This window comes from Streptomyces sp. NPDC002868 (genome assembly GCF_055563295.1).
The window spans coordinates 106,640-129,251 of the sequence record NZ_JBVHDR010000004.1 but is presented as its reverse complement, the minus strand read 5'-3'; the positions used below and the strand labels follow the sequence as shown (position 1 = coordinate 129,251).

At 70.7% G+C, this 22,612-nt stretch carries 26 protein-coding genes and 1 tRNA gene; 9 read left to right on the top strand and 18 right to left on the bottom strand.

The genetic code is table 11. The features are described from left to right. Positions 1-495: 495 nt before the first annotated feature. The 3 genes from ACZ3H8_RS14635 to ACZ3H8_RS14625 form a co-directional block, all read right to left on the bottom strand. Complete coding sequence (locus ACZ3H8_RS14635) at positions 496-963, bottom strand: PPOX class F420-dependent oxidoreductase (protein WP_467401538.1); 468 nt, start codon at positions 961-963, stop codon at positions 496-498. Positions 964-1,090: 127 nt separating this feature from the next. Further along, positions 1,091-2,878, bottom strand: coding sequence for an MFS transporter (locus ACZ3H8_RS14630; RefSeq protein ID WP_467402278.1), 1,788 nt, complete (start codon positions 2,876-2,878; stop codon positions 1,091-1,093). Between the two features lie 101 nt (positions 2,879-2,979). Beyond that, entirely contained in the window at positions 2,980-3,435 is a 456-nt protein-coding gene (locus ACZ3H8_RS14625; protein WP_467401536.1) for a MarR family winged helix-turn-helix transcriptional regulator, read from the bottom strand. 194 nt (positions 3,436-3,629) lie between these two features. On the opposite strand from ACZ3H8_RS14625, the gene ACZ3H8_RS14620 reads away from it, so the two are divergent. After that, entirely contained in the window at positions 3,630-3,848 is a 219-nt protein-coding gene (locus tag ACZ3H8_RS14620; protein WP_398994193.1) for a hypothetical protein, read from the top strand. 29 nt (positions 3,849-3,877) lie between these two features. On the opposite strand, the gene ACZ3H8_RS14615 is transcribed toward ACZ3H8_RS14620, so the two are convergent. The 9 genes from ACZ3H8_RS14615 to ACZ3H8_RS14575 all read right to left on the bottom strand — a co-directional run bounded on the left by ACZ3H8_RS14615 (position 3,878) and on the right by ACZ3H8_RS14575 (position 8,986). After that, complete coding sequence (locus ACZ3H8_RS14615; RefSeq protein WP_467401533.1) at positions 3,878-4,651, bottom strand: hypothetical protein; 774 nt, start codon at positions 4,649-4,651, stop codon at positions 3,878-3,880. Positions 4,652-4,712: 61 nt separating this feature from the next. Next, positions 4,713-5,576 carry an RNA polymerase sigma factor SigF gene (locus ACZ3H8_RS14610; protein ID WP_389180289.1) on the bottom strand — a complete coding sequence of 288 codons (864 nt, stop codon included), beginning with the start codon at positions 5,574-5,576 and terminating at the stop codon, positions 4,713-4,715. A gap of 234 nt (positions 5,577-5,810) precedes the next feature. After that, positions 5,811-6,656 (bottom strand): RNA polymerase sigma factor SigF, encoded by an 846-nt coding sequence (locus ACZ3H8_RS14605; RefSeq protein WP_307662435.1) that lies wholly within the window; start codon positions 6,654-6,656, stop codon positions 5,811-5,813. 178 nt (positions 6,657-6,834) lie between these two features. After that, the gene (locus ACZ3H8_RS14600; RefSeq protein ID WP_467401528.1) at positions 6,835-7,128 is read right to left on the bottom strand and encodes a Dabb family protein; all 294 of its coding nucleotides are present in this window, start codon (positions 7,126-7,128) and stop codon (positions 6,835-6,837) included. A 9-nt stretch (positions 7,129-7,137) separates the two neighbouring features. Further along, entirely contained in the window at positions 7,138-7,302 is a 165-nt protein-coding gene (locus tag ACZ3H8_RS14595) for a hypothetical protein (RefSeq protein WP_307662437.1), read from the bottom strand. Between the two features lie 157 nt (positions 7,303-7,459). Further along, a tRNA-Ser gene (locus ACZ3H8_RS14590) sits at positions 7,460-7,544 on the bottom strand. Between the two features lie 86 nt (positions 7,545-7,630). After that, entirely contained in the window at positions 7,631-8,059 is a 429-nt protein-coding gene (gene tadA, locus ACZ3H8_RS14585) for a tRNA adenosine(34) deaminase TadA (RefSeq protein WP_467401525.1), read from the bottom strand. A 62-nt stretch (positions 8,060-8,121) separates the two neighbouring features. Continuing rightward, on the bottom strand, positions 8,122-8,652 hold the full coding sequence (locus tag ACZ3H8_RS14580) for a tRNA adenosine deaminase-associated protein (RefSeq protein WP_467401522.1): 531 nt from the start codon (positions 8,650-8,652) through the stop codon (positions 8,122-8,124). Positions 8,653-8,794: 142 nt separating this feature from the next. Continuing rightward, positions 8,795-8,986 carry a hypothetical protein gene (locus tag ACZ3H8_RS14575; protein WP_467401520.1) on the bottom strand — a complete coding sequence of 64 codons (192 nt, stop codon included), beginning with the start codon at positions 8,984-8,986 and terminating at the stop codon, positions 8,795-8,797. 90 nt (positions 8,987-9,076) lie between these two features. Between ACZ3H8_RS14575 and upp the strand changes: the two genes are divergently transcribed. After that, a complete protein-coding gene (gene upp, locus ACZ3H8_RS14570) occupies positions 9,077-9,712 on the top strand; it encodes a uracil phosphoribosyltransferase (RefSeq protein WP_307662440.1) in 636 nt (211 codons plus the stop codon). Position 9,713: 1 nt separating this feature from the next. Here upp and ACZ3H8_RS14565 read toward each other — a convergent pair whose 3' ends face one another. Both ACZ3H8_RS14565 and ACZ3H8_RS14560 read right to left on the bottom strand, forming a co-directional pair. After that, the gene (locus ACZ3H8_RS14565) at positions 9,714-10,322 is read right to left on the bottom strand and encodes a LytR C-terminal domain-containing protein (RefSeq protein ID WP_467402277.1); all 609 of its coding nucleotides are present in this window, start codon (positions 10,320-10,322) and stop codon (positions 9,714-9,716) included. Between the two features lie 137 nt (positions 10,323-10,459). Beyond that, positions 10,460-10,756: a type II toxin-antitoxin system VapB family antitoxin gene (locus ACZ3H8_RS14560; RefSeq protein WP_003955420.1), complete on the bottom strand. Its 297-nt coding sequence runs from the start codon at positions 10,754-10,756 to the stop codon at positions 10,460-10,462. Positions 10,757-10,851: 95 nt separating this feature from the next. Here ACZ3H8_RS14560 and ACZ3H8_RS14555 point away from each other — a divergent pair, with 95 nt between their 5' ends. After that, positions 10,852-10,974 carry a hypothetical protein gene (locus ACZ3H8_RS14555; protein ID WP_467401517.1) on the top strand — a complete coding sequence of 41 codons (123 nt, stop codon included), beginning with the start codon at positions 10,852-10,854 and terminating at the stop codon, positions 10,972-10,974. Between the two features lie 48 nt (positions 10,975-11,022). Here the strand turns inward: ACZ3H8_RS14555 and ACZ3H8_RS14550 are convergent, their stop codons facing one another. Together ACZ3H8_RS14550 and ACZ3H8_RS14545 are read right to left on the bottom strand one after the other, a co-directional pair. After that, entirely contained in the window at positions 11,023-12,558 is a 1,536-nt protein-coding gene (locus tag ACZ3H8_RS14550) for a M28 family metallopeptidase (protein ID WP_467402274.1), read from the bottom strand. A gap of 178 nt (positions 12,559-12,736) precedes the next feature. Continuing rightward, the gene (locus ACZ3H8_RS14545) at positions 12,737-13,324 is read right to left on the bottom strand and encodes an HhH-GPD-type base excision DNA repair protein (protein ID WP_467401515.1); all 588 of its coding nucleotides are present in this window, start codon (positions 13,322-13,324) and stop codon (positions 12,737-12,739) included. A gap of 177 nt (positions 13,325-13,501) precedes the next feature. Between ACZ3H8_RS14545 and ACZ3H8_RS14540 the strand changes: the two genes are divergently transcribed. From ACZ3H8_RS14540 to ACZ3H8_RS14515, 6 genes are all read left to right on the top strand, one after another. After that, positions 13,502-13,693 carry a hypothetical protein gene (locus ACZ3H8_RS14540; RefSeq protein WP_398992621.1) on the top strand — a complete coding sequence of 64 codons (192 nt, stop codon included), beginning with the start codon at positions 13,502-13,504 and terminating at the stop codon, positions 13,691-13,693. Beyond that, positions 13,690-15,981: a heavy metal translocating P-type ATPase gene (locus ACZ3H8_RS14535; RefSeq protein ID WP_467401512.1), complete on the top strand. Its 2,292-nt coding sequence runs from the start codon at positions 13,690-13,692 to the stop codon at positions 15,979-15,981. The genes ACZ3H8_RS14540 and ACZ3H8_RS14535 overlap by 4 nt, the downstream gene beginning before the upstream one ends. Next, complete coding sequence (locus ACZ3H8_RS14530) at positions 15,962-16,480, top strand: copper chaperone PCu(A)C (RefSeq protein ID WP_467401509.1); 519 nt, start codon at positions 15,962-15,964, stop codon at positions 16,478-16,480. Before ACZ3H8_RS14535 ends, ACZ3H8_RS14530 begins: the two co-directional genes overlap by 20 nt. An 83-nt stretch (positions 16,481-16,563) precedes the next feature. Beyond that, on the top strand, positions 16,564-17,199 hold the full coding sequence (locus ACZ3H8_RS14525; RefSeq protein ID WP_467401507.1) for an ATP-binding cassette domain-containing protein: 636 nt from the start codon (positions 16,564-16,566) through the stop codon (positions 17,197-17,199). Then, positions 17,196-18,095, top strand: a complete 900-nt coding sequence (locus ACZ3H8_RS14520; RefSeq protein WP_467401504.1) for a metal ABC transporter permease — start codon at positions 17,196-17,198, stop codon at positions 18,093-18,095. Before ACZ3H8_RS14525 ends, ACZ3H8_RS14520 begins: the two co-directional genes overlap by 4 nt. Then, positions 18,041-18,862 carry a metal ABC transporter solute-binding protein, Zn/Mn family gene (locus tag ACZ3H8_RS14515; RefSeq protein WP_467401502.1) on the top strand — a complete coding sequence of 274 codons (822 nt, stop codon included), beginning with the start codon at positions 18,041-18,043 and terminating at the stop codon, positions 18,860-18,862. The genes ACZ3H8_RS14520 and ACZ3H8_RS14515 overlap by 55 nt, the downstream gene beginning before the upstream one ends. Before the next feature lie 62 nt (positions 18,863-18,924). Here the strand turns inward: ACZ3H8_RS14515 and ACZ3H8_RS14510 are convergent, their stop codons facing one another. Together ACZ3H8_RS14510 and ACZ3H8_RS14505 are read right to left on the bottom strand one after the other, a co-directional pair. Further along, positions 18,925-20,628 carry a class I adenylate-forming enzyme family protein gene (locus ACZ3H8_RS14510; RefSeq protein ID WP_467401500.1) on the bottom strand — a complete coding sequence of 568 codons (1,704 nt, stop codon included), beginning with the start codon at positions 20,626-20,628 and terminating at the stop codon, positions 18,925-18,927. Beyond that, positions 20,625-22,460, bottom strand: a complete 1,836-nt coding sequence (locus tag ACZ3H8_RS14505) for a CoA transferase (protein WP_467401498.1) — start codon at positions 22,458-22,460, stop codon at positions 20,625-20,627. The genes ACZ3H8_RS14510 and ACZ3H8_RS14505 overlap by 4 nt, the downstream gene beginning before the upstream one ends. Between the last annotated feature and the right edge of the window lie 152 nt (positions 22,461-22,612).

Below are 22,612 nucleotides of genomic sequence, written 5' to 3'. Positions count from 1 at the left end.
CGTAGCCCCCACGCACCTCTTCCCCTCCCCGCAGGGGGCCTGGGGGGAGGGGACCCCTTTCGTGGGCTCGGCGGAGGAGCCGCCGGAGCGGCACGGGTGCGGGCCGCCAGACTCACCCCGTTTTCCTCGGGCTCCGCGGCGAAGCCGCCGCGGGTGTGGGGCGTCAGCCCCCACGCACCTCTTCCCCTCCCCGCAGGGGGCCTGGGGGGAGGGGACCCCTTTCGTGGGCTCGGCGGAGGAGCCGCCGGAGCGGCACGGGTGTGGGCCGCCAGACCCACCCCGTTTCCCTCGGGCTCCGCGGCGAAGCCGCAGGAGTGGCCGGGGGTGTGGGGGCGTCAGCCCCCAAGTACCTCTTCCCTCCCCCGCAGGGGGCTGGGGGCTTGCCCCCGGTTTCGGGAAGGGGCGGGGTGGGGGAAAAGACCGCGCCCGCACCCCGCGTCCCCCTCCGCCAAGGGGCCGAGGCACGCCCCCCACCGCGGCGCAGCCCCCCCCGCGTCAGCTCTCGGTCAGCCTCGCCGGGAACCCGCCCTTCGCGATCGGCCCCCACCTCCCCGGCGTCACCCGAATGATCGACTTCCCCTGCTTCACCATCGCCTCGCGATACTCGTCCCAGTCCGGATGATCCCCCGCGATATTCCGGAAGTACTCCACCAGCGGCTCCACCGACTCCGGGGAGTCGATCACCTCCGCCGTGCCGTCCACCTGGACCCACGGCCCGTCCCAGTCGTTCGACAGGACGATCAAGCTGACCTGCGGGTTCCGCTTCGCGTTCCGGGTCTTCGCGCGTTCCGGGTACGTGGAGATCACGATCCGGCCCGAGTCGTCGACCCCACAGGTCAGCGGGGAGCCCTGCGGGGTGCCGTCCGCCCGGGCGGTCAGCAGGACTGCCCGGTGCCTGGGGCGTACGAACTCCAGCAACTCGTCCAGTTCCACCTTGGTGTTGGTGGCGATGTTGGGTGCCATGCGCGGCAGCCTAATCCTCAGGCCGTCGGCAGGACCTCACCCTGGACCGCCCGGCTGGCCGGCTTCACCCTCAGCGCCGTGCCGATCGCCGAGGAGCCGCCTCCGCTCGGAGCGCTCCGGGGATCGACTACTCGCCGGGGTGGGCGAGTTCGATGTCGTGGCCTTCGACCCCGCGACCGGCCACCGTCAGCGCGCCCGCCACTGGGGGGTATCCGGTCGCGATGACCGTGTACTCCCCCGTGTCCAGGTCGGCGAAGGCGTACGCCCCGTCGGCCCCGGTCGTCGCGGTGGTGACCACTTTCCCCGTGGCGTCCAGCAGGGTCACCCGGGCGTCGGCCAGCGGACGGTGATCGGTGCCTGCCCGCACGACACCCCGCACGACACCCCGGACAGAACCCTCCGACGTCTCCGGCGCTGCGCTCGACTTGAGCGCCACCTCCTTGATGAACAGCGTCACCAGGAAAGCCAGCAGCGCGAACGGCGCCGAGTAGAGGAAGATGTCGCCGACCCCGTGCCCGTACGCGCTCTCCATAACCGTACGGATCGGAGCCGGCAGCTTGTCCAGGTCGGGGATGCCCCCGCCGCCCGTGCCGCCGTGGCCCAGCGCCGCGCCCTGCGGGCCGAGTTCGGCGAGCCCGTCCTTGACGTACTGCGTGACCCGGTTGGACATCACCGCGCCCAGCGCGGAGACGCCGACCGCACCGCCCAGCGAACGGAAGAAGGTGACGACCGAGCTGGCCGCGCCGAGGTCTTCGACGGCGACCTGGTTCTGCGTGCAGAGCACCAGGTTCTGCATCATCATGCCGAGGCCGAGACCCAGGACGGCCATGAAGATCGCGATGTGCCAGTACTCGGTGTAATACCGCATGGTGCCGAGCAGTCCGAGGCCCGCCGTCACCAGCACGCCTCCGCCGACCAGCCAGCCCTTCCAGCGGCCCGTCCTGGTGATGACCTGGCCTGAGACCGTCGACGAGAGGAACAGGCCGCCGATCATCGGGATGGTCATGACGCCGGACATCGTCGGCGACTTGTCGCGCGCCAGCTGGAAGTACTGGCTGAAGAAGACCGTGCCCGCGAACATCGCGACGCCGACGAAGAGCGAGGCCAGGGAGGCGAGCGTGATGGTGCGGTTGCGGAACAGCCGCAGCGGGATGATCGGCTCGCTCGCCTTCGACTCCACGAGCAGGAAGAGCGCGCCGAGCACGACCGAGCCGCCGACCATGGCGTACGTCTGCCAGGAGATCCAGTCGTACTTGTCACCGGCGAAGGTCACCCATACCAGCAGCAGCGAGACCGCGGCGCTGATGAAGAACGCGCCCGCCCAGTCGACCTTGACCTGCCTCTTCACCACCGGCAGCTTCAGGGTCTTCTGCAGCACGATCAGCGCGATGAGCGCGAAGGGCACGCCGACGTAGAAGCACCAGCGCCAGCCGAGCCACTCGGTGTCGGTGATGACGCCGCCGAGCAGCGGGCCGCCGACGGTGGCGACGGCGAAGGTCGCGCCGAGGTAGCCGCTGTAGCGGCCGCGCTCGCGCGGGGCGATCATCGCGGCCATCACGATCTGCGCGAGGGCGGAGAGACCGCCGACGCCGATGCCCTGGACGACGCGGCAGGCGATGAGCATGCCGGCGCTCTGCGAGAGCCCGGCGACCACCGAGCCCAGGACATAGATGACCAGGGCCATCTGGACCAGCAGCTTCTTGGAGAAGAGGTCGGCGAGCTTGCCCCACAGCGGGGTGGTCGCGGTCATCGCCAGGAGCGAGGCCGTCACCACCCAGGTGTAGGCGCTCTGTCCGCCGCCGAGGTCGGTGATGATCTCCGGCAGGGCGTTGGAAACGATCGTGGACGACAGGATGGCGACGAACATGCCGAGCAGCAGCCCGGACAACGCCTCCATGATCTGCCTGTGTGTCATCGGCGCGCCGTCGGCGGAGGAGGGCCCTCCATGCTTGGCGTGGCCGCCCCGCACACCGGCTGGTGTGGTCGTAGCCATTGAGTTCCTTGTCTTACGTCGTGTCATGCGGGTGTACGGGGGGCGTGGGCCCGGCAGTCTCCGAAGGAGTCGCGCAGTCTGGCGAGCATCACGATGAGCTGTCCGACTTCGTCGTCGGACCAGTCGTTGAGGTGGCGGGCGAACATGTCGGTGGTTCGCTGGGCGAGCTTGTCGAGCATGTCCAGGCCCGCGGGGGTCAGCCGCAGGATGCGGGAGCGCTTGTCGCCCGGGTCGGGGGTCCGTTCGATCCAGCCGCGCTCGGCGGCGTGGGCGACATGCCGGCTGGTCACCGACATGTCGACGGCGAGGAGTTCGGCGAGCCGGCTCATCCGCATCCCACCGTGCCGGTCCAGCAAGGTGAGCACAGCGGCGGAGCCGGACGGGCACTCGACGGGCAGGATCCGCGCGATGCCGCGCTTTATGGCGCCGATGGCGCTGAGCTGGCGGGCCAGTTCCGCGTACTGACTCTGTGCGGCCATGGCCGGCCCCTCCCCATCTTGTTGCTTAGGGCAACCATAGAAGCCGTTGGTTGCTACAGGCAAACGAAAACGGGCTTGCAGTAGTAAAGGAACACCAAAGGCTTCGCATGCCGCCGGTCACGGCCCGCACAGCGAGATATCTGCTGCCCGCCCGGGGTTGGGCCCGCCACCTGGGTTCGCTAGGGTCCTGCCCCATGGCACACAACCCCCACGCTCCCCAAGGTCAGGGCCCCGAGGGCAACTACGACCCGGCGGGCAGCACCCAGATGTTCCGCGCCTTCGTCGACGAGGGTGCGCCGCAGGGCCGCCAGGCGGCGGCACCCGCGCAGTCGTCCTCGCGCGCCGGGCTGATCGCCGGCGTCATCGCGGTCGTCGTGATCCTCGGCGCGGTGGCCTGGCTCGCGCTCGGCTGATCACGCCGACCGAGTCACCTTCCGCCGGGTCACTTCCATACGGCGGTGACGCTCTGGGTCTCGATATGCATGCCCAGCGGCACCCGCCAGGCGTCCACGCACACGGTGTACGCCTGCTTTCTCAACCCTCCCGCGGCGATCGGCGCGGGCAGGGGCTGAGCCGACTCGATGGTCGCCCAGTCGATCCCGAGTGCGCCGATGATGTGCGTCGCGAAGGTGACGGTGCCCGAGGTCACCGGTGAGCCGCCGGTGTTGCGGAACTGAACCGTCACCTTCTCGCACCAGCGCTTGTCGAGGGCGGTGCGGACCGGTTCGCCGAGCGTGAGTACGGCGGGCCCTGGGGGTGTTGGGGCCGGCTTCGGCGGTGTACCGGGCGGGGTTGGGGTGGTGGGGGTGGCAGGAGGGCCGCCTGGACCGCCTGATCCGCCCGTACTTCCCGTACCGCCGCCTGAGGCTCCGCCCGTACCGCCCGGGCTTCCGGTGCCGCCTGTGACGCCACCAGTACCGCCGACGGCACTTCCCGTGCCGCCGCCCGGGACGGCGGGCAGCTCCCGCTCACCCGGCTTCCCCGGCTTCTCCTCCGGCGTCTTCCCCTCCGAGTCACCGGACGGCACGGCGCCGTCCAGCGGCACCAGTACGACCTCGCCCTTCGGCGGCACGGCGGCGCTGGGCGCCTCGTCGGGCCCGGACCCGGCGGCGCCGACCGCCACATAACCGTCGCCGCCACCGCTCCCGCACGCGGTCAGCGCCCCGCCGAGGCAGAGCGTGACCGCTGCGAGAGCTGCTCCATGACGTCGTCGCATCGCGTCAGTGTGTCTGACGCACCGTCAATAAGGAACCCCTGCCCACAGGGTTCCGCCGGGTTCAGTCGGCGATCAGGCCCTCCCGCAGCTGCGCGAGCGTACGGGTCAGCAGCCGCGAGACATGCATCTGGGAGATGCCGACCTCCTCGCCGATCTGCGACTGGGTCATGTTCGCGAAGAAGCGCAGCATGATGATCTGCCGTTCGCGGGGCGGGAGTTTGGCCAGCAGGGGCTTGAGCGATTCGCGGTACTCGACACCCTCCAGGGCCGAGTCCTCGTACCCGAGCCGGTCCGCCAGCGAGCCCTCGCCGCCGTCGTCCTCGGGCGACGGGGAGTCCAGCGAGGAGGCGGTGTACGCATTGCCGACGGCGAGGCCGTCGACCACGTCCTCCTCCGACACCCCGAGCACCGCTGCCAGTTCGGGAACCGTCGGGGAGCGGTCCAGCTTCTGCGCCAGCTCGTCGCTGGCCTTGGTCAGCGCGAGCCGCAGCTCCTGGAGCCGGCGCGGCACCCGCACCGACCACGAGGTGTCGCGGAAGAAGCGCTTGATCTCGCCGACGACCGTCGGCATCGCGAACGTCGGGAATTCCACGCCCCGTTCGCAGTCGAACCGGTCGATCGCCTTGATCAGGCCGATCGTGCCGACCTGGACGATGTCCTCCATCGGTTCATTGCGGCTGCGGAAGCGGGCCGCGGCGTACCGCACGAGGGGGAGATTGAGCTCGATGAGGGTGTCGCGCACATAGGTGCGCTCCGGGGTGTTGCCCGTGCCCGCGGCATTCTCGGTGTCCAGCGCGCGCAGCCGCAGGAACAGGGAGCGGGACAGGGTGCGGGTGTCGATGGGTTCCGAGCTGTCAGGCACGACGGGTGCGGGAGCGCTCTTCGTGAGCGTGAGCACCTTGGAGCTGCCCTGTTCTGAGGACATGCCACCCCCTTGAGGTCGCGGACGGTCGCGGCGGCCACGACCATCGGAGGAACGCAGCCTCCACCTGAATACCGGAGGCGGGGCTGCGGCAAACGCGGTTCCGGCAGAATGTCACATGTCGGCAACACGCTGTAGTGACATGTCGACATGTATCGGGTGAATTTGCGCTGGAAAGAGGGGGTGTGCGGCTTATGGGTGGCTGAAAGGGGCCCTGGAGAGGTCTACCCGTTCCAGCTACGCTTCGATCCTGTTTGCGGATCGCAGCCGCGCAAAGCTTCTGGCCAGCAGTCTTGACACATGCATCTGGGAAACGCCCAGTTCCTGGCTGATCTGCGACTGCGTCAGATTGCTGTAATAGCGGAGCATCAGGATCCGCTGCTCCCGCTCGGGCAGTTGTACGAGGAGGTGGCGTACGAGGTCACGATGCTCGACGCCGGCCAGCGCCGGGTCCTCGTAACCGAGCCGGTCGAGCAGCCCGGGCAGCCCGTCGCCCTCCTGGGCCGCCTCCAGCGAAGTCGCATGGTACGAGCGCCCGGCCTCGATGCAGGCCAGCACCTCGTCCTCGCCGATCTTCAGCCGCTCGGCGATCTCGGCGGTCGTCGGTGTGCGGCCATGAGCCGTCGTCAGATCCTCGGTCGCGCCGTTGACCTGCACCCACAGCTCATGCAACCGTCGTGGCACATGCACGGTCCGTACGTTGTCGCGGAAGTACCGCTTGATCTCGCCGACCACGGTGGGCATTGCGAAGGTCGGGAACTGTACCCCGCGGTCCGGGTCGAAGCGGTCGATCGCGTTGATGAGCCCGATCGTGCCGACCTGGACGACGTCCTCCATCGGCTCATTGCGGCTGCGGAAGCGGGCGGCTGCGTACCGCACCAGTGGCAGATTCGCCTCGATCAGCGCCCCACGGACCCGGGAGTGTTCCGGGGTGCCCGGTTCGAGTCCCTTGAGCTCGCCGAAGAGCACCTGGGTCAGTGCCCGGGTGTCCGCGCCCCTGCTCTGGGGCTTCCCGGCAGTGGCCGGGGGATCGTCGGGCCGCTCGTTCTGGGGCGGCACCTGAGGCGCAGTACTGGCCGGCACGGTCACGCGACCCCTTTGCGGTCAACTACGGTCAACTCATCCGTCAAAAGCGGTCATAGCATCACAAGACATGTCCACTGTGTGCAAGCACCTGATAACGCCGTGTTGACGGTAAGTTGGGATTTAAACCTCAAAAAACCCCTCGCCAGAGTGGCGAGGGGCCTGGGAAGCCGGGGGCTCAGAACTCGTAGTCGGCGATCACCCACGTGGCGAACTCGCGCCACTGTCCGGCGGCCGCCTGATGGGCCGGGTGCTCGATGTACCGGTTCAGCGCATCGTGGTCGGCGACTGCCGAGTTGATGGCGAAGTCATAGGCGATCGGCCGGTCGGTGATGTTCCAGGCGCACTCCCAGAACTCCAGCTCGGGTACGACGCCATCCAGCTCCTGGAAGGCCTTCACACCGGCGAGAACACGCGGCTCGTCGCGCTCGACGCCCTCATTGAGCTTGAAGAGGACCAGATGGCGGATCAAGGGGCACTCCTAATTCACGAGCTCGGACATGAACTCTCCGACGCCCTGCGCGGCGCTCGAAATGCCCTCGAACCCTATCTGGACCAGGTCGGCGGCCTTGGCCGGGGAGGTGATGATCGTGTACAGCACGAAGACGACGACGATGTAGAGAGCTATCTTCTTCGTTTGCACCATCAGCCCCTGCCTCCCCTGCGATCCCTGTGGCCTCTCCAGCCCCCTGGTCGTGCGTCGCGTGAGTCTAACGGGCCAGGAACCGGCCCCCACTGGGGGGCCGCACACGTCAAAGACGAAGGGACCCCGGTGCGATGCACCGGGGTCCCTTCGACAAGAGCGGTAGCGGAGGGATTTGAACCCTCGGTGAGTTTCCCCACACTCGCTTTCGAGGCGAGCTCCTTCGGCCGCTCGGACACGCTACCGGGAGAGAGCTTAGCCCAAGGTGGGCCGTGCTCTGAAATCCGTATCGGGAACCCGTATCGGGAACGTCGGTCAGGGCTCGCGTCGGTCAGCGCTCGCGGAAGAACTCCGTCAGCTGCTTCGCGCACTCCTGCTCCAGCACGCCGAGGATCACCTCGGGCCGGTGGTTCAGCCGCCGGTCCCGTATGACATCCCAGAGCGAGCCGGCCGCGCCCGCCTTCTCGTCACGTGCGCCGTAGACCACCCGGTCCACCCGGGACTGCACGATCGCGCCCGCGCACATCGTGCACGGCTCCAGTGTCACGACGAGCGTGCAGCCGCTCAGCCGCCAGTCGCCGATCAGGGCCGCGGCCCTGCGGATCGCCAGCACCTCGGCGTGCGCCGTCGGATCGCCGGTCGCCTCGCGTTCGTTGTGCCCGGCGGCGAGCAGCGTGCCGTCCCTGGCCAGCACGACTGCGCCGACCGGCACATCGCCGGACAGCGCCGCGCGCTCCGCCTCAGCCAGGGCAAGACGCATCGGCTCCTCCCAGGGATCGCGTACTGGATCGCCTACGGGAGGGGATGGGGGAGCCGGAGTCACTAGCGGACGGTCTCCAGCACCTCGGCCGCGCCCAGCGAGTCCGCGATCTCCGCCAAAGCGTCCGTGTCCAGTGCCAGCAGCTCCTTCTCCGACAGCCCCAGGTCCGCGAGGATGAAGCGGTCGCCGACCGGTCCCGCGGGCACCAGCTCGCCGACCGGGGCGGACTCGCCCTCCTCGTCGTCCTCGTCCGGCTCTCCGTCCTCCGTGCCGTCGAGGTCCAGCGCGTCCAGATCGTCGGCCGGGTCGTCATCGTCCCCGCCGAGCAGTTCATTGGTGAGGATTTCCCCGTACGAGGAACGCGCGGCCGCGGCCGCGTCCGAGACGAAGATACGAGGATCCTCCTCGCCCTCGACCCGGATGATCCCGAACCAAGCGTCCTCCTGCTCGATGTAGACGAGCACCGTGTCCTCGTCCACCGAGGCCTCACGGGCCAGGTCGGTCAGATCCGACAGGGTCTCCACATCGTCGAGCTCTGTGTCGCTCGCTTCCCACCCGTCTTGAGTGCGCGCGAGCAGTGCGGCGAAGTACACCGTGACTCTCCCACTGATCAGAGGTGTGACGACCGGCGGTGCAAATGCTCTGTGCCCCGCCCACTCGGAATCGTGGCAGAAACCAAGCCGATGCGAGAGGTCTTCCGTCGTTGCGTCGGCCATCAGTTCTCACCAGGACCGGTTACCAGCGGAAGGTCCGCATGCGCATCTGCTGGCGCATCCGGGCCGCTCGGGCCCGCCGTGGCTGGACGCGGTCGCGCAGTGCCTTGGCCTCATTGAGCTCGCGGAGGAAATGGGCGCGTCGCCGCCTGCGCTCCGCATCGCTCTCGGTTTCTATGTCGTACTGCTCACGATCAGGCTCTGGCTCCGGCATCGGCCACACACCACCCCACGGCTGGGTCCGTACGGTTCCACCTTCCCTCCGGACCCTCCCTTGATGCGACCCCGGGCTACTGTTGGCGCCATGCGGATCCATGTCGTCGACCACCCGCTGGTGGCGCACAAACTCACCACGCTGCGCGACAAGCGCACCGATTCCCCGACCTTCCGGCGGCTAGCCGACGAGCTGGTCACCCTGCTCGCGTACGAGGCCACCAGGGATGTGCGCACTGAGCAGGTGGACATCGAGACCCCGGTCACCGGGACGACGGGCGTAAAACTCTCGCACCCGCGCCCGCTGGTCGTGCCGATCCTGCGGGCCGGCCTGGGCATGCTCGACGGCATGGTGCGGCTGCTGCCGACCGCCGAGGTGGGTTTCCTCGGGATGATCCGCAACGAGGAGACCCTCGAGGCTTCGACGTACGCGACCCGGATGCCGGAGGACCTCTCGGGCCGCCAGGTGTACGTCCTGGACCCGATGCTGGCCACCGGCGGCACACTCGTCGCGGCGATCCGGGAGCTGATCAAGCGCGGCGCGGACGATGTGACCGCGGTCGTGCTGCTGGCGGCGCCGGAGGGCGTCGAGGTGATGGAGCGCGAGCTGGCGGGCGCGCCGGTCACGGTCGTCACCGCCTCGGTCGACGAGCGGCTCAACGACAACGGCTACATCGTGCCGGGGCTCGGCGACGCGGGCGACCGGATGTACGGCACGGCGGACTAGTTCAGCACTTCCTGGAGGGCGCGGGCGCGGGGTTGGCCAACGTGGCCAGGGCCGCATCCGCGTCCTTCGGCGCGTCCAGGGTCTTGAAGGCCGTGCCGAGGATCAGGTCGACGTCAGGGGTCGTGCGGGCGTCGGTCTTGGTCGTGGCGCTCTTCAGCTGGGTGCCGAGCACCGAGAAGGGGCCGTTGGTGGCCGCCGGCGCGCCCAGCAGTATCGCGGTGCCTGGGATCTTCTTGTCGTACTCCGCCGGGGCGTTGCCCACCTTGCCGATGGCGAAGCCACGCTTCTTCAGCTCGTCGGCGGCCGCCTTGGCGAGGCCGCCGCGAGGAGTCGCGTTGTAGACGTTCACCGTGATCTGGCCCGGCTTGAGCGTCACGGGCCGCACCGGCGCGCCGGACGGCTTGGGTGAGTGCTTGCAGTCCGTCGTGCGGACGGCCGCGGACGTGCTCTTGCCGTTGCCGGTGAAGACGTCGATGAGCTGCAGCGTTCCCCACCCGGCCAGGCCGAGGGCGATCACCGCGGCAACGCCTGCCACAACGATCCTGCCGCGGTTGCGCGGGCGTCGCATTCGGGGGTACCTGTCGCCCGTGATGCGGTACTTTCCGCCCATGCCGGGGGGAGTGAGCATGCTCATGGGCGCAGCGTAGTGCGGCCTGGTGCCGATGCCTACTAAATGATCAACCGATTGCGTCCGTACGGTCCCGAAAGGGCCCGAAAGGGTCAGTCGGCGACCCTGGCCGCTCCGGCTCAGCCCAGCTCGAGAACGCGGGCGTGCAGCACCTGGCGCTGCTGCAGCGCGGCGCGCACGGCGCGGTGCAGGCCGTCCTCGAGGTAGAGGTCGCCCTGCCACTTCACGACATGGGCGAAGAGGTCGCCGTAGAACGTGGAGTCCTCGGCGAGCAGCGTTTCGAGATCGAGCTGGCCCTTGGTGGTCACGAGCTGATCGAGGCGGACCGGGCGCGGCGCGACATCCGCCCACTGCCGGGTGCTTTCCCGGCCGTGGTCGGGATACGGCCGCCCGTTACCGATGCGCTTGAAGATCACACGGAAAGCCTACCGGTCAAGCGGCTCATGGCGCAGCCACGCAGCGACAGTGCAATGTTGATCAAAATGACGCAAACCCGGAATACAGGGGTGCCATGAGCGTCACCGAGCAGCCGCCGACCGCGCCGGAAACGGACACGCCCGCGCCTACGGCCGGGCGGGTCGGGACGGTCGCGCCGGCGCTGAACGTGCACTTCCCCCACGCCCGCAGGACGTAGGGGAAGTGTTCTCACGAGTTTCAGTCTCTTGGGGGTCCCCCGGACCGGTTACTCGGTCACTTCGTGGCCGTGACCGTCGTGCAGGCCGCCGCCGCTGCCCGCGTCGCCGTCCGTCGGGACGGTGACCACCGGCTTGCGCAGCGAGCTCAGGTCGTGGGCGTAGGTACCCACCGCGTTGGCGATGACGCCGATGTTGACGGCGAACGCCTTCATGTCGATGTTGCTGATCGTGTCGCACTTGGCGTGGTAGCAGGAGTCGTACGCGACGCCCGCCGTGCCGCCGAACTTCTCCGCCTGCTTGTCCGTCTTGATGCCCTCCGCGCCCGTGAACGTGCCACCGGACGGGATGCCGACCTCGATGAACGGGCCGTAGTCGGAGCGGCCGGTGAAGTCCGTGCCCTCGTGCGGCGTGCCCCGCTTGTCGAGGAATTCATTGATGTCGCGCTCGAGTTGGGCCGAGCCGACCGGGCCGGGACCCGCCCCCACGCCGTCCGAGTCGTCGCCGTCGTAGACGAAGAGCCCGTAGTTCGGCGAGGCGATCATGTCGAAGTTCAGGTAGAGCTTGATCTCCTTCTTGCCCAGGGAGCTCAGCTGCGCGACGTACGCCTCCGAGCCGAGCAGGCCGTTCTCCTCCGCCGACCACCAGGCGAAGCGGACCTTGTTGGCGGGCTTCGACTTGGACTTGGCGAGTTCCTGGGCGACTTCGAGGAGTCCGGCCGAGCCGGAGCCGTTGTCGTTGATGCCGGGGCCCGCGGTCACCGAGTCGAGGTGCGAGCCGAGCATCACGGTGTTCGCCGCGTTGCCGCCGCGGGTCTCCGCGATGACGTTGTTGGTGACGCGATTCTGCTGCAGCTGGCGGATCTCGAAGGAGATGTTCACCGGGCCGGTGGCGAGGTCGGCGGCGAGCTTCTCGCCCTCCGCCTTGGTGATTCCGCCGGTCGGTATCTTGCCGGTGGCCGAGTCGCCGAGGGTGCCGGCGAGCGCGCCGTCGGTGTTGTTGTAGATGATCGCGCCGGCCGCGCCCGCGTCTGCCGCGGCTGCCTGCTTCGCGCCGAAGGTGCAGCCGCCCCGCTTGATCAGCGCGATCTTGCCGGTGAAGGCCCCCGACGCGTAGTCGGCGGGCTCGCAGCCGGTCGTTTCGTCCACAGGCACCGCGGCCAGATCGGCCTTGATGCCGCCCACCGGCGTGGACTTGGTGTACGTCATCGCCTTGATCTCGATGTCGCGCGGCGCGGGCGTGAGCACCGAGAGCTTCTCGGCCTGTGTCTCGGTGTAGATGAAGTCGAACTGGTGGTACGAGACGTCGTAGCCGAATTTCTTCAGCTGCTGGTAGACGTAGGCCGCGGAGGCGTCGTGCCCGAGCGTGCCCGCGGCCCGGTGGCCGCCCGTCGTGTCGGCTATCTGCTGGAACTTCTGCAGGTGCTTGTAGGCGTCCGTGGCGGACGACTTGTCGACCAGCTTCCTGGCCAGCTTCGACGCGTCCTTCGCCGCCTGCTCGCCAGGGCTGTGGCGGTGCGCGACGGAGGGGGAGGCGGATGCCAGCAGGAGCGGGGTCGCGAGTGCGGCGGCGGCCATGGTGGCCACGGCTCTGCGATGGGTTGCCTTCACAGAGATCCTTCCCGGTGTGTACGAGGTTGAGGGGAAGTTAGCGATCTCTGCGGGTTCTGTGAACAGATGTGCCTCAACTCACGGCGCATTTCATCGCATTGACACCAGGACGTGATCCATCCACTTCAACACGCCGAGCGAGCACAGCGGGACGTCAGGTCTCTCTGGCCGCCTTTGCGGCGCGCTTCGCCTCCTGCTTGTACTCGCGCACCTTGGCCAGTGACTCGGGCCCGGTGATGTCGGCGGCCGAGCGGTACGAGCCCTTCTCGCCGTACGCCCCGGCCGCCTCGCGCCAGCCCTTGGGCTGCACTCCGAACTGCTTGCCCAGCAGCGCCAGGAAGATCTTCGCCTTCTGCTCGCCGAAGCCCGGCAGCGCCTTCAGCCGCGCCAGCAGCTCGTCCCCGGTCGCCATATCGCGCCAGATGGCGCTCACGTCGCCGTCGTAATTGTCGACCAGGTACTGGCACAGCTGCTGCACCCGCTTGGCCATGCTTCCCGGGTAGCGGTGGACAGCGGGCTTCTGCTTCAGCAGCTCGGCGAAGGCGTCGGGGTCGTACGAGGCGATCTGGGCGGCGTCGAGATCGTCGCTGCCCATGCGCTGCGCGATGGTGTACGGGCCGGAGAACGCCCACTCCATGGGGACCTGCTGGTCGAGCAGCATGCCGACGAGGACGGCGAGCGGACTGCGGCCGAGCAGTTCGTCGGCCTCGGGCTGCTGGGCGAGATGAATCGTGGGGCTCATGTCCCGATGATCGCCCGGCCCTGGGCGCGCCGCCAGTAATCGCCGGCCGACTCGCCAGCCGGATCTGACCGGACGCAGTCGGAGCGGTGCCCCCGCGGGTTCCCGGCGGGGGCGCTGTTGTTCCTCACAGCGCCGGGGGGTTCGCCTCGTGTCCATACCCCCTTACGGTATGGATGCATGAGGACTTCACGGATACCCGCGCCCCCGGCTCTGGTGGGGTTCGTGCTCCTGGTGTTCGCGCTGACGGCCGTCTCGTACGCGGTGGGGCGTGCCGTCGGTCCGGTGGCGCCGGGCCTGCACCGCGTCGAGGAGAGCCCCGACCGTATGCCCGGCATGCCCGGCATGCACGGCGCGGGGGAGGGCCGATGACGGACCTGCTGGTCGGCGGCATGACGTGCGCGGCGTGCGTGGCCCGGGTCGAGAAGAAGCTGAACCGCATCGACGGGGTGAGCGCCACCGTCAATCTGGCCACCGGCCTGGCCCGGATCGCGCATCCGCCCGAGGTGAGCGCGGACGAGCTGATCTCCACGGTGGAACGTGCGGGCTACACCGCCCAGTTGCCGACGCCACCGGCCGACGAGACTTCCGACGACGACGGCGGCGACGAGGAGCGGGCCGAGGGCCGCGAGCGGCTGCTGATCACCGCCGCGCTGGCGGTCCCGGTCCTGGTCCTGTCCATGGTCCCCGCCCTCCAGTTCGACTACTGGCAGTGGCTCTGCTTCACCCTCGCGGGCCCCGTCGTCGTCTGGAGCTCCGAGCCCTTCCACGCCCGGGCACTGCGGGGCCTGCGGCATGCCACGGCCACCATGGACACCCTCGTCTCCCTCGGCGTGATCGCGTCCTACCTCTGGTCCGTGTACGCCCTGTACTTCGGCGGCGCCGGCGATCCGGACATGCGGATGCCGTTCAGCTGGCTGCCCAGCGCGGACGGCGGAACCGCGCATGTGTATCTGGAGGCCGCGGTCGGCGTTCCGCTCTTCGTCCTCACCGGCCGGTATCTGGAGGCGCGTGCCAGGCACGGCACCGGGTCCGCGCTCCGGGCGCTCGCCGGACTCGAAGCGAAGGACGTGGAGTTGAAGGGGAGCGGCAGCCGCCGTATCCCGGTGCCGGAGCTGCGGACCGGCCAGGAGTTCATGGTCCGGCCGGGCGAGAAGATCGCCACCGACGGGGTGGTGACCGAGGGCAGCTCGGCGCTGGATCTCTCCCTGGTCACCGGTGAGTCGACACCGGTGGAAGTGGGGCCCGGCTGTCGCGTGGTGGGTGGTGCCGTCAACTCCGGAGGGCTGCTCGTCGTCCGCGCGACCGCCGTCGGAGCCGACACCCAACTCGCCCGTATCACCCGGCTGGTGACCGATGCCCAGGCGGGCAAGGCGCGCATCCAGCGGCTCGCCGACGCGATCGCCGGGGTGTTCGTCCCGGCGATCGTGACGGTCGCGGCGTGCGTGCTCGGCTTCTGGCTCGGGGCCGGTGCAGAGCCGGAGGCGGCCGTCACCGCCGCGGTTGCCGTCCTTGTCGTCGCCTGCCCGTGCGCCCTGGGCCTTGCGACGCCGACCGCGTTCCTGGCGGCAACGGGGCACGGTGCGCAGCTCGGCGTACTGATCAAGGAGCCGGGCGCGCTGGAGCGGCTGCGCCGCGTCGACACCGCGGTCTTCGACAAGACGGGCACGCTCACCACGGGCCGTATGACGCTCGTCGAGACGGTGGTGGTCGAGGGGCCGGACGCCGCGGCCGTGCTGCGTCTCGCGGGTGCGGTGGAGTACGGGTCCGAACACCCCATCGGCCGCGCCCTGGTGGCCGCCGCTCGCCGGCAGACCGGCGACGACGCGCTGCCCGAGGTGACCGGCTTCCGGGCCGTGCGAGGCGAGGGCGTGCACGGCCGGGTCGAGGGCCGGGAGATCTCCGTACGCAGTCCACGCGCGGCGGGCCCGCTCCCGGACGCCCTGCACGCCGGCCTGCTGCGCGCCGAGGAGGCAGGGCTCACGGCGGTCGTCGTCGAGATCGACTCCCGGCCCGTGGCGCTGCTCGCCGTCGGGGACACCCTGCGGCCCTCCAGCGGCGCCGCGGTGACCAAGCTGAAGCGCCTGGGCATCGAGCCGGTCCTGGTGACCGGCGACGGACCGGCCGCGGCGCGGACGGTCGCCCGTGCGCTGAGCATCACCGCCGTGCACGCGGGCGTCAGCCCCGAGGGCAAGGCGGAGCTGGTCGCCTCGCTGCGCGCAGAGGGGCGGCACGTCGCGGTGATCGGCGACGGCGTCAACGACGCGGCCGCCCTCGCATCCGCGGACCTCGGCATCGCCATGGGCAGCGGTACGGACGCGGCCATCGGGGCCGCCGACATCACTCTCGTACGGGAGGACATGGCGGCGGTCGTCGCGGCGGTACTCCTCACCCGCCGCACGCTCACCACGATCCGGGCCAATCTCGTCTGGGCCTTCGGCTACAACGTGGTCACCGTGCCGCTGGCCGCGACCGGCTGGCTCAACCCGATGTTCGCGGCGCTCGCGATGTCCGCCAGCTCCGTGCTGGTCGTCGGCAACAGCCTGCGGCTGCGTACCCACAGGTCCCAGCCACGCACCCGGCCCGCGAACCCGGCGCGCGTCACCTACCGTTCCGCCGCCGACGCCCGGAGGGGCTCCGATGACCTCAGCCTCCGCTGAAGGCTCCGACGACCTCCCCGGGACCCGGGCAGCCGTGGCCGCGGCCGTACTGGTCCCGGTGGCGGCCTGCGCCGTGGCGCTCGCCCTGCTCACGGCCTACGTGACGAGCGGCGCGGCCGGCACCCCGCCCGCCGAGATCACCGTCACCCGCGCCCGCCTCGTCCAGCCGCTACCGGACCGGGACACGGTGGCCTACATCGACCTGCGCAACACCGGCGGCACCGACGCCACTCTGGTCTCGGCCGACGCACCGCTGCTCGGCTCCCCCACCATGCTGGCCCGCGACGTCGAGACGGACGGCGCGGGCCGGATGGAGGCGGTGCCCGCGCTGAAGGTGCCGGCGGGCGGCGAGCTGAAGATGTCCCCGGCGGTGGGGGACGTGATGGTCGAGGACCCGCCGGAGCTGAAGCTGGGCGAGCGGGTCGAGTTCGTCCTGCGGTTCGGGGACGGGAGTACGGTGCGGGCGGCGGCGGTGGTGGTGGTGCGGGCCGGGGAGTGACCTGGCGAGGTCAGTGACCTGGCAGAGCGCGGGAACCGAACCGCCCCGTCGTCCGACTCCTCTCCCGTGACCTGGGAGGTGGAATGGGCGGGCTGGACATCCGGATGCGCCACATCGGCTGCCGGCACGGCCGCGTGGATGCCGTACGCGGCGTCGATCTCGACGTCGCCGGCGGTGAGCGCGTGGCGCTGACCGGCACCAATGGATCCGGCAAGACCACGCTGCTGCGGGCCCTGCTCGGCCTGCACCGCACGGCCGACGGCGAGATCCTGGTCGGCGGGCGGCAGGCGCGTACCGCCGCGGAGTGGGCCTGGCGGCGGCGGGCGTGTGCGTGGATTCCGCAGAAGCCCGCGGCCGGACGGTTCCCGCTGCAAGCAGGGGAGTTGCTGGCGAGCAGCGGAGCTCCCGCGGAGGCGGCGGACGCAGCGGAGAAGCTGGGCGTGGGGCAGCTGGACCGGCGGCCGCTGCACACCCTGTCCGGGGGACAGTTGCAGCGTATGTATCTGGCGCGGGCGGTCGGATCCGTCGCCGCCGGGGCCGGAGTGCTGCTGGCCGACGAGCCCACCGCCGCGCTCGACTTCGCCGGCCAGGAAGAGGCGGCCGACGTACTGCTGGCGCTGCCCGCGACCCTCGTCGTGGTGACCCACGACCGGGCGCTGGCCGACCGCTGTGAACGGGTGCTCGAGATGGCCGCCGGGCGGCTGCGGGAGGCCGGATGACTCTCGCCGCCGACCACGCCACCGACCTCGCCGCCGGTCTCGGCGAACTGCTGCAGCTCGTACCCGTGCAACGGGCCGGCGTCGCCCTGCTGGTGGCCGCCGTCGGGCTCCCGGTCATCGGCGTGGTGATCGTCGGGCTCGACATCATGCCGGTGCGCTTCGCGATGATGCACGTGGCTCTGCTGGGGATCGCCGTGGGCCTGCTGACCGGCCTCGACCCCATGCTGTGCGCGCTTCTCGCGTGTGCGCTCGCCGGCGCCGGAGTCGCGCCGCTCGCCCGTACACCGGACGGACTCTCCGGCGCGATGGGCCTGTTGATGAGTCTCGCCATCGCGGCCGCGCTGCTGGTGCTCGCCGTCTCAGGGGTCAACGCCGCGGGCGCGTTCGCGCTGCTGTGGGGCTCGATCCTCTCGGTGGGTACGGCTGATCTGTGGGTGCTGGGGGCGCTCGCCGTCCTGGTGCCGGGGCTCTTCTGGTGGCGGCGGCGTGACATCGCCCTGCTGCTGTACGACCGTGAACTCGCCCTCTGCTCAGGTGTGCAGGTCGAGCGGCTGACGCTCCTCCTGCTCGTCCTGGTCGCGGTGGCCGTCGCCGGCGCGATCAAGCTGACCGGCGCGCTGCTGGTCGACGCGCTGACCCTGCTGCCCGCGCTCGCCGCGCGACGCCTGGGCTCCTCGCTGAAGTCGATCACCGCGTGGGCGGTGTCCATCGGCGTCGCCGTCAACGCGACCGGCTTCCTCGTCGCACTCTCCCTCGACCTGCCGCCCGGTCCTGTCCTCGTCCTGACGGCCGGGGCAGTGGCCCTCGGCGTCCATCTCGTACCTGAACGGAGAACCCGCCCATGGCGCGCAACCGCGTCCGCTTCCCCTCCCTCGCGGCACCCCTCGTCGCACTGACCGCGGCCCTCGCCCTGACGTCCGGCTGCGGCAGTTCGGACACCTCGGACTCCTCGTCCGGCGACGGCGGGCACCCGCACGACGGGGCTCCGGTGGTCGTGGCGACGACGACGTGGGAGGGCGCTTTCGCCAAGGCCGCGGGTGCCAAGGACGTCAAGGTCATCGTTCCGCAGTCGGTGCAGCACGCCCCCGACTACGACCCGAAGCCGTCCGACCTCGCGGCGGTGGCCGACGCCGACTTCGTCCTCTACGCGCCCTTCGAGCCGTACGCCGAGAAGATCAAGGAGGCGGCAGGCTCGGACGCCGAGCTGGTCGAGGTGAATCTCGACAACGACGCGGACAAGGCGAGCGCGGAAGTGACCCGGCTGGGCAAGCTGTTCGGCACGCAGGACGCGGCAGCGACGTGGCAGAAGACCTTCGGGACGCAGTACGCGGATCTGCAGCGGGAGTTGAAGGCGGCGTGGCCGGGCGGCAAGGCCCCTGCGGTCGTCACGCAGGTCTTCACCGCGTGGTCGGCGAAACTGGCGGGCGCGGAGGTGGTGGGGACGTACGGTCCCGAGGCCGTGACCGCAAAGCAGCTCTCGGACCTGTCGGCGAAGAAGCCCGCGCTGGTTCTGGACAACGCGCATATGTCGACGGGGACGGTGCTGCCCGACACGGGCGCGAAGCAGGTGAAGATCGTCAACTTCCCGGGGAAGGACCTGGATCTGCTGCCGGTGTACCGCGATGCGGCGTCGGCGCTGAAGAAGGCGATGGCCGGGGTCTGAGCCCTGCGCCGGGACGGGCTTGATCTTCAGGCCCGTCCGGCGATTGAGGACGATCCCGCGGGTCAGACCGCCTGAACCAACGGATCACCGGCGAACTGCTCCCGCAGGGACGCCCGGTCCGGCTTGCCCGCCGGGGTCAGTGGAACCGCCGCCACCACCAGCAGGCGTTCCGGGTGCTTGCGGCGCTCCAGGCCACGGGCGTCGAGGTGGGCGCACAGGTCGTCGAGCGTGGGGGCGTGGCCGTCCCGGGCGACCACGCAGGCCGCGAGCCGCTCGCCCATCAGCGGGTCAGGGACGCCGACGCACACCACGTCCCGTATCCCCGGATGCGCGGCCAGTTCGATCTCGACCTCGGCGGGGCTGATGTTCGCGCCGCCGCGGATCACCACGTCCTTGAGGCGGCCCACGACCCGCAGCACGCCGTCCTCCGACAGGATGCCGAGGTCTCCGGTGCGCACCCAGCCGTCGGCCGTGCGGTAGCGGGCATCGAGCTCCGGCGCGCCGACGTAGCAGAGCGGGGTCATCGGGCCGCGGGCGACGATCTCGCCGACCGTGCCCGCGGGCACCTCCTCCATCTCGTGGGTGTCCTGGACCGCGATCCGGATGTCCGCGACGCGCGGGTCCGGGTGGCCCGCGAGCACGCCGGGACCGGCCGGCTTCAGAGCCTCGTCGCCAAGCCCCGTATGGCAGTTGACGCCGTCCGCCGACCCGTACAGATTGACCACCGGGCAGCCGAAGACGCGGCGCGCCTCGTCCGCGGTGGCTGCGTCGAGGACCGAGCCGCCGAGCACCAGCGCGGTGGGCGCCGGGAGTTCACGTGGCCGCTCGGCCAGCCGGTCGAGCATCATCCGGATCATCGTCGGCACGCCCAGCACATGCGTCGGCTCGTGCTCGGCGATGGCGTCCAGGGCCGCCTCGGGCGTGAAGTGGTCGAGCAGGACGAGGGTTCCACCGTGCCGGGCGAGGGCGACCGCCGTGGCGTTGCTGCCGAAGGCGGAGGCGAGCGGGACGAGGAAGAGGCAGCGCGGCGGCTGCCCGTCCTTCATCAGGGATGCCAGGAAGTTGCCGCGGCCGCCGGCCAGCGCGTTGTGCGAGTACGCGATCATCTTGGGCTCGGCCTCGGAGCCTGACGAGACCAGGATGCGTACGGCGGACTCGGGGTCAGGGCGGGCCGGGACGAAGGCGCTCGCGTCCGTACGCAGCAGCCGCGACAGCGGTACGGAGCCTTCCGGCGCGGTGCCCGGCCCGGCGGCGATCACCGTGCGCAGGGCGGGCAGTTCACCGGATTCACCGGATTCACCGGACTCGCCGGGCTCGCCGGGCTTACTGGCGAGGGCGAGCAGATCGGCGGCGTGCGGGCAGCCCCTGTGCTCGATGGCGGCGATCACGGCGACCGCCTCGGATCTGCTCAGCAGCGAGGCCGCCTCGCGTCCGCCCCGGCCCACCGGGAACGGGAGCGCGACCGCGCCGATCGCGGCCAGCGCCAGGTCGGCGATGACGGCGTTGCGGCCGCCCGGAAGCTGTACGCCGACCACATCGCCCGGGCGTATGCCCAGGCCGGTGAGGCCGGCGGCCAGACACCGCACCTTGCGGTCGAGCGCCGTGTAACAGAGTTTCCCCTTGGCGTCGATCACCGCGGTGCGATGCAGGTCGGCGATCTGGCGCGCCCGGTAGAGGCTGTACACGTCGAGATCGGGGCAGGTGCCGTCGACCGTCCAGGAGCGGCGCAGGTCGGCGGGCAGCAGGTCGTGCAGGGCGACGGTCACAGGAAGCTCCAGGGGTCGGGAACGGCAGGGGCACCATGCGCGTCGCGGCTGATCGAGCCGGCGAAGCGCGGGTCGTCCTGCAGAGCCGCCAGATCGGCGGTGACCGCGGTCGCGGTCAGTCCGTGCGCGCGCAGCTGCGCCAGCGCCTCGGCCGTGGGCAGTTCGCGCAGGTCGTACGCCGCGGCCGCGACCGCGCAGGAGTCGGTGGGCGCGATCCAGCCGTCGGCGGTGGGCAAGGGGCGGCGGAATCCGGCGGGACGGCGCGTGCCCCGGCCGTCCGCGAGACGACGGAGCGCGGGCGCGGTGAGGACGTCGGCCGCCCCGAGGAGGGATGAGTCCACCCGTACGCCGTTGCCGGTGCGCTCCCGCAGCAGCAGCCCGGCCAGCACAGCCTCCGCACCGAGCAGCCCGCCGAGCGCATCGAGCAGGGTCATCAGGGACGGCGCGGGTGGCTCGTCGGCCGGCCGGACCGCCTCGCCGACACCCGTACGGGCCTGCACCATGAAGTCGGTGCCCATGGGCGCCGCGTGCAGCCGGTCCGCCCAGCCGCTGGTGTACGCGTAGACGAGCGCGGGGTTGGCGGCGGCCAGCTGCTCACGGTCGAGGCCGAGCTCGGCGGCCTTGCCCGGGGCCCAGTTGTGCAGGAAGACGTCGGCTCCGGCCGCCATCTCGCGCAGCCGCCGCCGGTCATGGTCCGACTTGATGTCGAACTCGACGGCCTTCTTGCCCCGGTTGAGCGCGAGCCAGCGCGCCGAGATCCCGGAGCAGGCGGGCGGCATACCGCGCAACGGGTCGCCGCCCGGCGGCTCGATACGGACGACTTCCGCGCCGAGCAGGCCCAACAGGTGTGCGGAGAGCGGGGCCTGGATGCGCCGTCCGGCCTCCAGGACGGTCAGCCCGGCGAGCGGCAGGCCGAGCGGGGGTGTGCTCGAGGAGTATCTCGAGGAGTAGGACGCTTCGTACGAGGTCAGTGCCCACGGCGGGGCGTCGGCGATGCCCCTGTCGGCGAGGGAGCGCAAAGGGCACACTTCCGCGCCGGACGCCTTGGCGGCGTACCGGATCCGCTCCCAGGAACATCCGTTGACGGTGGTGTGCAGGACTTCGGCGAAGGGCGCGCAGGCCGTGGCGTAACGGAACTGGAAGGGCCGCCAGCCCGCCCGTATCGCTTCTTCCGGAGCGCCGAGCGTGCGCCAGAACGCGGCCCACGCTCCCGGGTCCAGGGTCTCGAGCTCGAAGACGGTCCCCTCGGCGGATGTGAAGGGCGGCCCGCCCGGGGCGAGTTCGGCCGCCTCGCCCTCCTCCGCTCCGGCCGCGGCCAGATACTGCGAGACGGCCAGCAGCCCCGCCCGGCCGGCGCTGGTCGACACCTGCGCGACCTGTCCGCCGCGTGCCTGGGCCAGCAGCCCCGCCAGCACGCCCTGCACGGTCAGTACGGCGGTGGCGGTGGCGGCGTAGTCGGCCGCGATGCCGCGCGGGCCACCGTCGCGCCGCCCGTGCACCGCCATGATCCCGGTGGCGGCCTGCACGGTGGCCTCGTCGGTGAGGTCGCCCGCGGCCTCGCTCCATACGGCCCGGGCGGCGAGCCCGTCGAACCCCGCGCCCTCGACGACGACATGAGAACCGGCGACATGAGAACCGGCGGCATGGGAACCGGCGGTACGAGAACCGGCGGTACGAGGGCCCAAAGCGCTCGAGGGCTCCGCGCCCAGCAGCCGCAGATGCTCCGCCACGAGCCCGGCGCCCGGTCCCGGCGGCCCCGACGTGTGCACCCGCAGTCCGTCCAGCGGCCGGACCGCTCGCGTGGTGGCCGGTGATGCGGTGCCTGATGCCATGCCTGGTGCCATGCCTGTGCTCTCCCCGAAGTGGTGGGAACCCGGGAGCCGTCGCGCCCGACCAGTTCCGTGTGAGAGGCAGTCGGACAGTCGTTCCCATGGGTTCCCGGAAGGCGGCGGAAAGTGGTGCAGTGTGAGGCGTCGGCGACGGC

Bases quoted from the DNA above. Each gene is read 5' to 3' on its own strand.
- ACZ3H8_RS14535 (WP_467401512.1), top strand. From the start codon at position 13,690: ATGACGGACCTGCTGGTCGGCGGCATGACGTGCGCGGCGTGCGTGGCC.
- ACZ3H8_RS14615 (WP_467401533.1), bottom strand. From the start codon at position 4,651: ATGCGACGACGTCATGGAGCAGCTCTCGCAGCGGTCACGCTCTGCCTC.
- ACZ3H8_RS14595 (WP_307662437.1), bottom strand. From the start codon at position 7,302: ATGGTGCAAACGAAGAAGATAGCTCTCTACATCGTCGTCGTCTTCGTG.
- tadA (WP_467401525.1), bottom strand. From the start codon at position 8,059: ATGCGTCTTGCCCTGGCTGAGGCGGAGCGCGCGGCGCTGTCCGGCGAT.
- ACZ3H8_RS14630 (WP_467402278.1), bottom strand. From the start codon at position 2,878: ATGACACACAGGCAGATCATGGAGGCGTTGTCCGGGCTGCTGCTCGGC.
- ACZ3H8_RS14635 (WP_467401538.1), bottom strand. From the start codon at position 963: ATGGCACCCAACATCGCCACCAACACCAAGGTGGAACTGGACGAGTTG.
- ACZ3H8_RS14575 (WP_467401520.1), bottom strand. From the start codon at position 8,986: ATGCCGGAGCCAGAGCCTGATCGTGAGCAGTACGACATAGAAACCGAG.
- ACZ3H8_RS14525 (WP_467401507.1), top strand. From the start codon at position 16,564: ATGGGCGGGCTGGACATCCGGATGCGCCACATCGGCTGCCGGCACGGC.
- ACZ3H8_RS14610 (WP_389180289.1), bottom strand. From the start codon at position 5,576: ATGTCCTCAGAACAGGGCAGCTCCAAGGTGCTCACGCTCACGAAGAGC.
- upp (WP_307662440.1), top strand. From the start codon at position 9,077: ATGCGGATCCATGTCGTCGACCACCCGCTGGTGGCGCACAAACTCACC.
- ACZ3H8_RS14520 (WP_467401504.1), top strand. From the start codon at position 17,196: ATGACTCTCGCCGCCGACCACGCCACCGACCTCGCCGCCGGTCTCGGC.
- ACZ3H8_RS14565 (WP_467402277.1), bottom strand. From the start codon at position 10,322: ATGGGCGGAAAGTACCGCATCACGGGCGACAGGTACCCCCGAATGCGA.
- ACZ3H8_RS14505 (WP_467401498.1), bottom strand. From the start codon at position 22,460: ATGGCATCAGGCACCGCATCACCGGCCACCACGCGAGCGGTCCGGCCG.
- ACZ3H8_RS14545 (WP_467401515.1), bottom strand. From the start codon at position 13,324: ATGAGCCCCACGATTCATCTCGCCCAGCAGCCCGAGGCCGACGAACTG.
- ACZ3H8_RS14555 (WP_467401517.1), top strand. From the start codon at position 10,852: ATGAGCGTCACCGAGCAGCCGCCGACCGCGCCGGAAACGGACACGCCC.
- ACZ3H8_RS14540 (WP_398992621.1), top strand. From the start codon at position 13,502: ATGAGGACTTCACGGATACCCGCGCCCCCGGCTCTGGTGGGGTTCGTG.
- ACZ3H8_RS14620 (WP_398994193.1), top strand. From the start codon at position 3,630: ATGGCACACAACCCCCACGCTCCCCAAGGTCAGGGCCCCGAGGGCAAC.
- ACZ3H8_RS14530 (WP_467401509.1), top strand. From the start codon at position 15,962: ATGACCTCAGCCTCCGCTGAAGGCTCCGACGACCTCCCCGGGACCCGG.
- ACZ3H8_RS14625 (WP_467401536.1), bottom strand. From the start codon at position 3,435: ATGGCCGCACAGAGTCAGTACGCGGAACTGGCCCGCCAGCTCAGCGCC.
- ACZ3H8_RS14515 (WP_467401502.1), top strand. From the start codon at position 18,041: ATGGCGCGCAACCGCGTCCGCTTCCCCTCCCTCGCGGCACCCCTCGTC.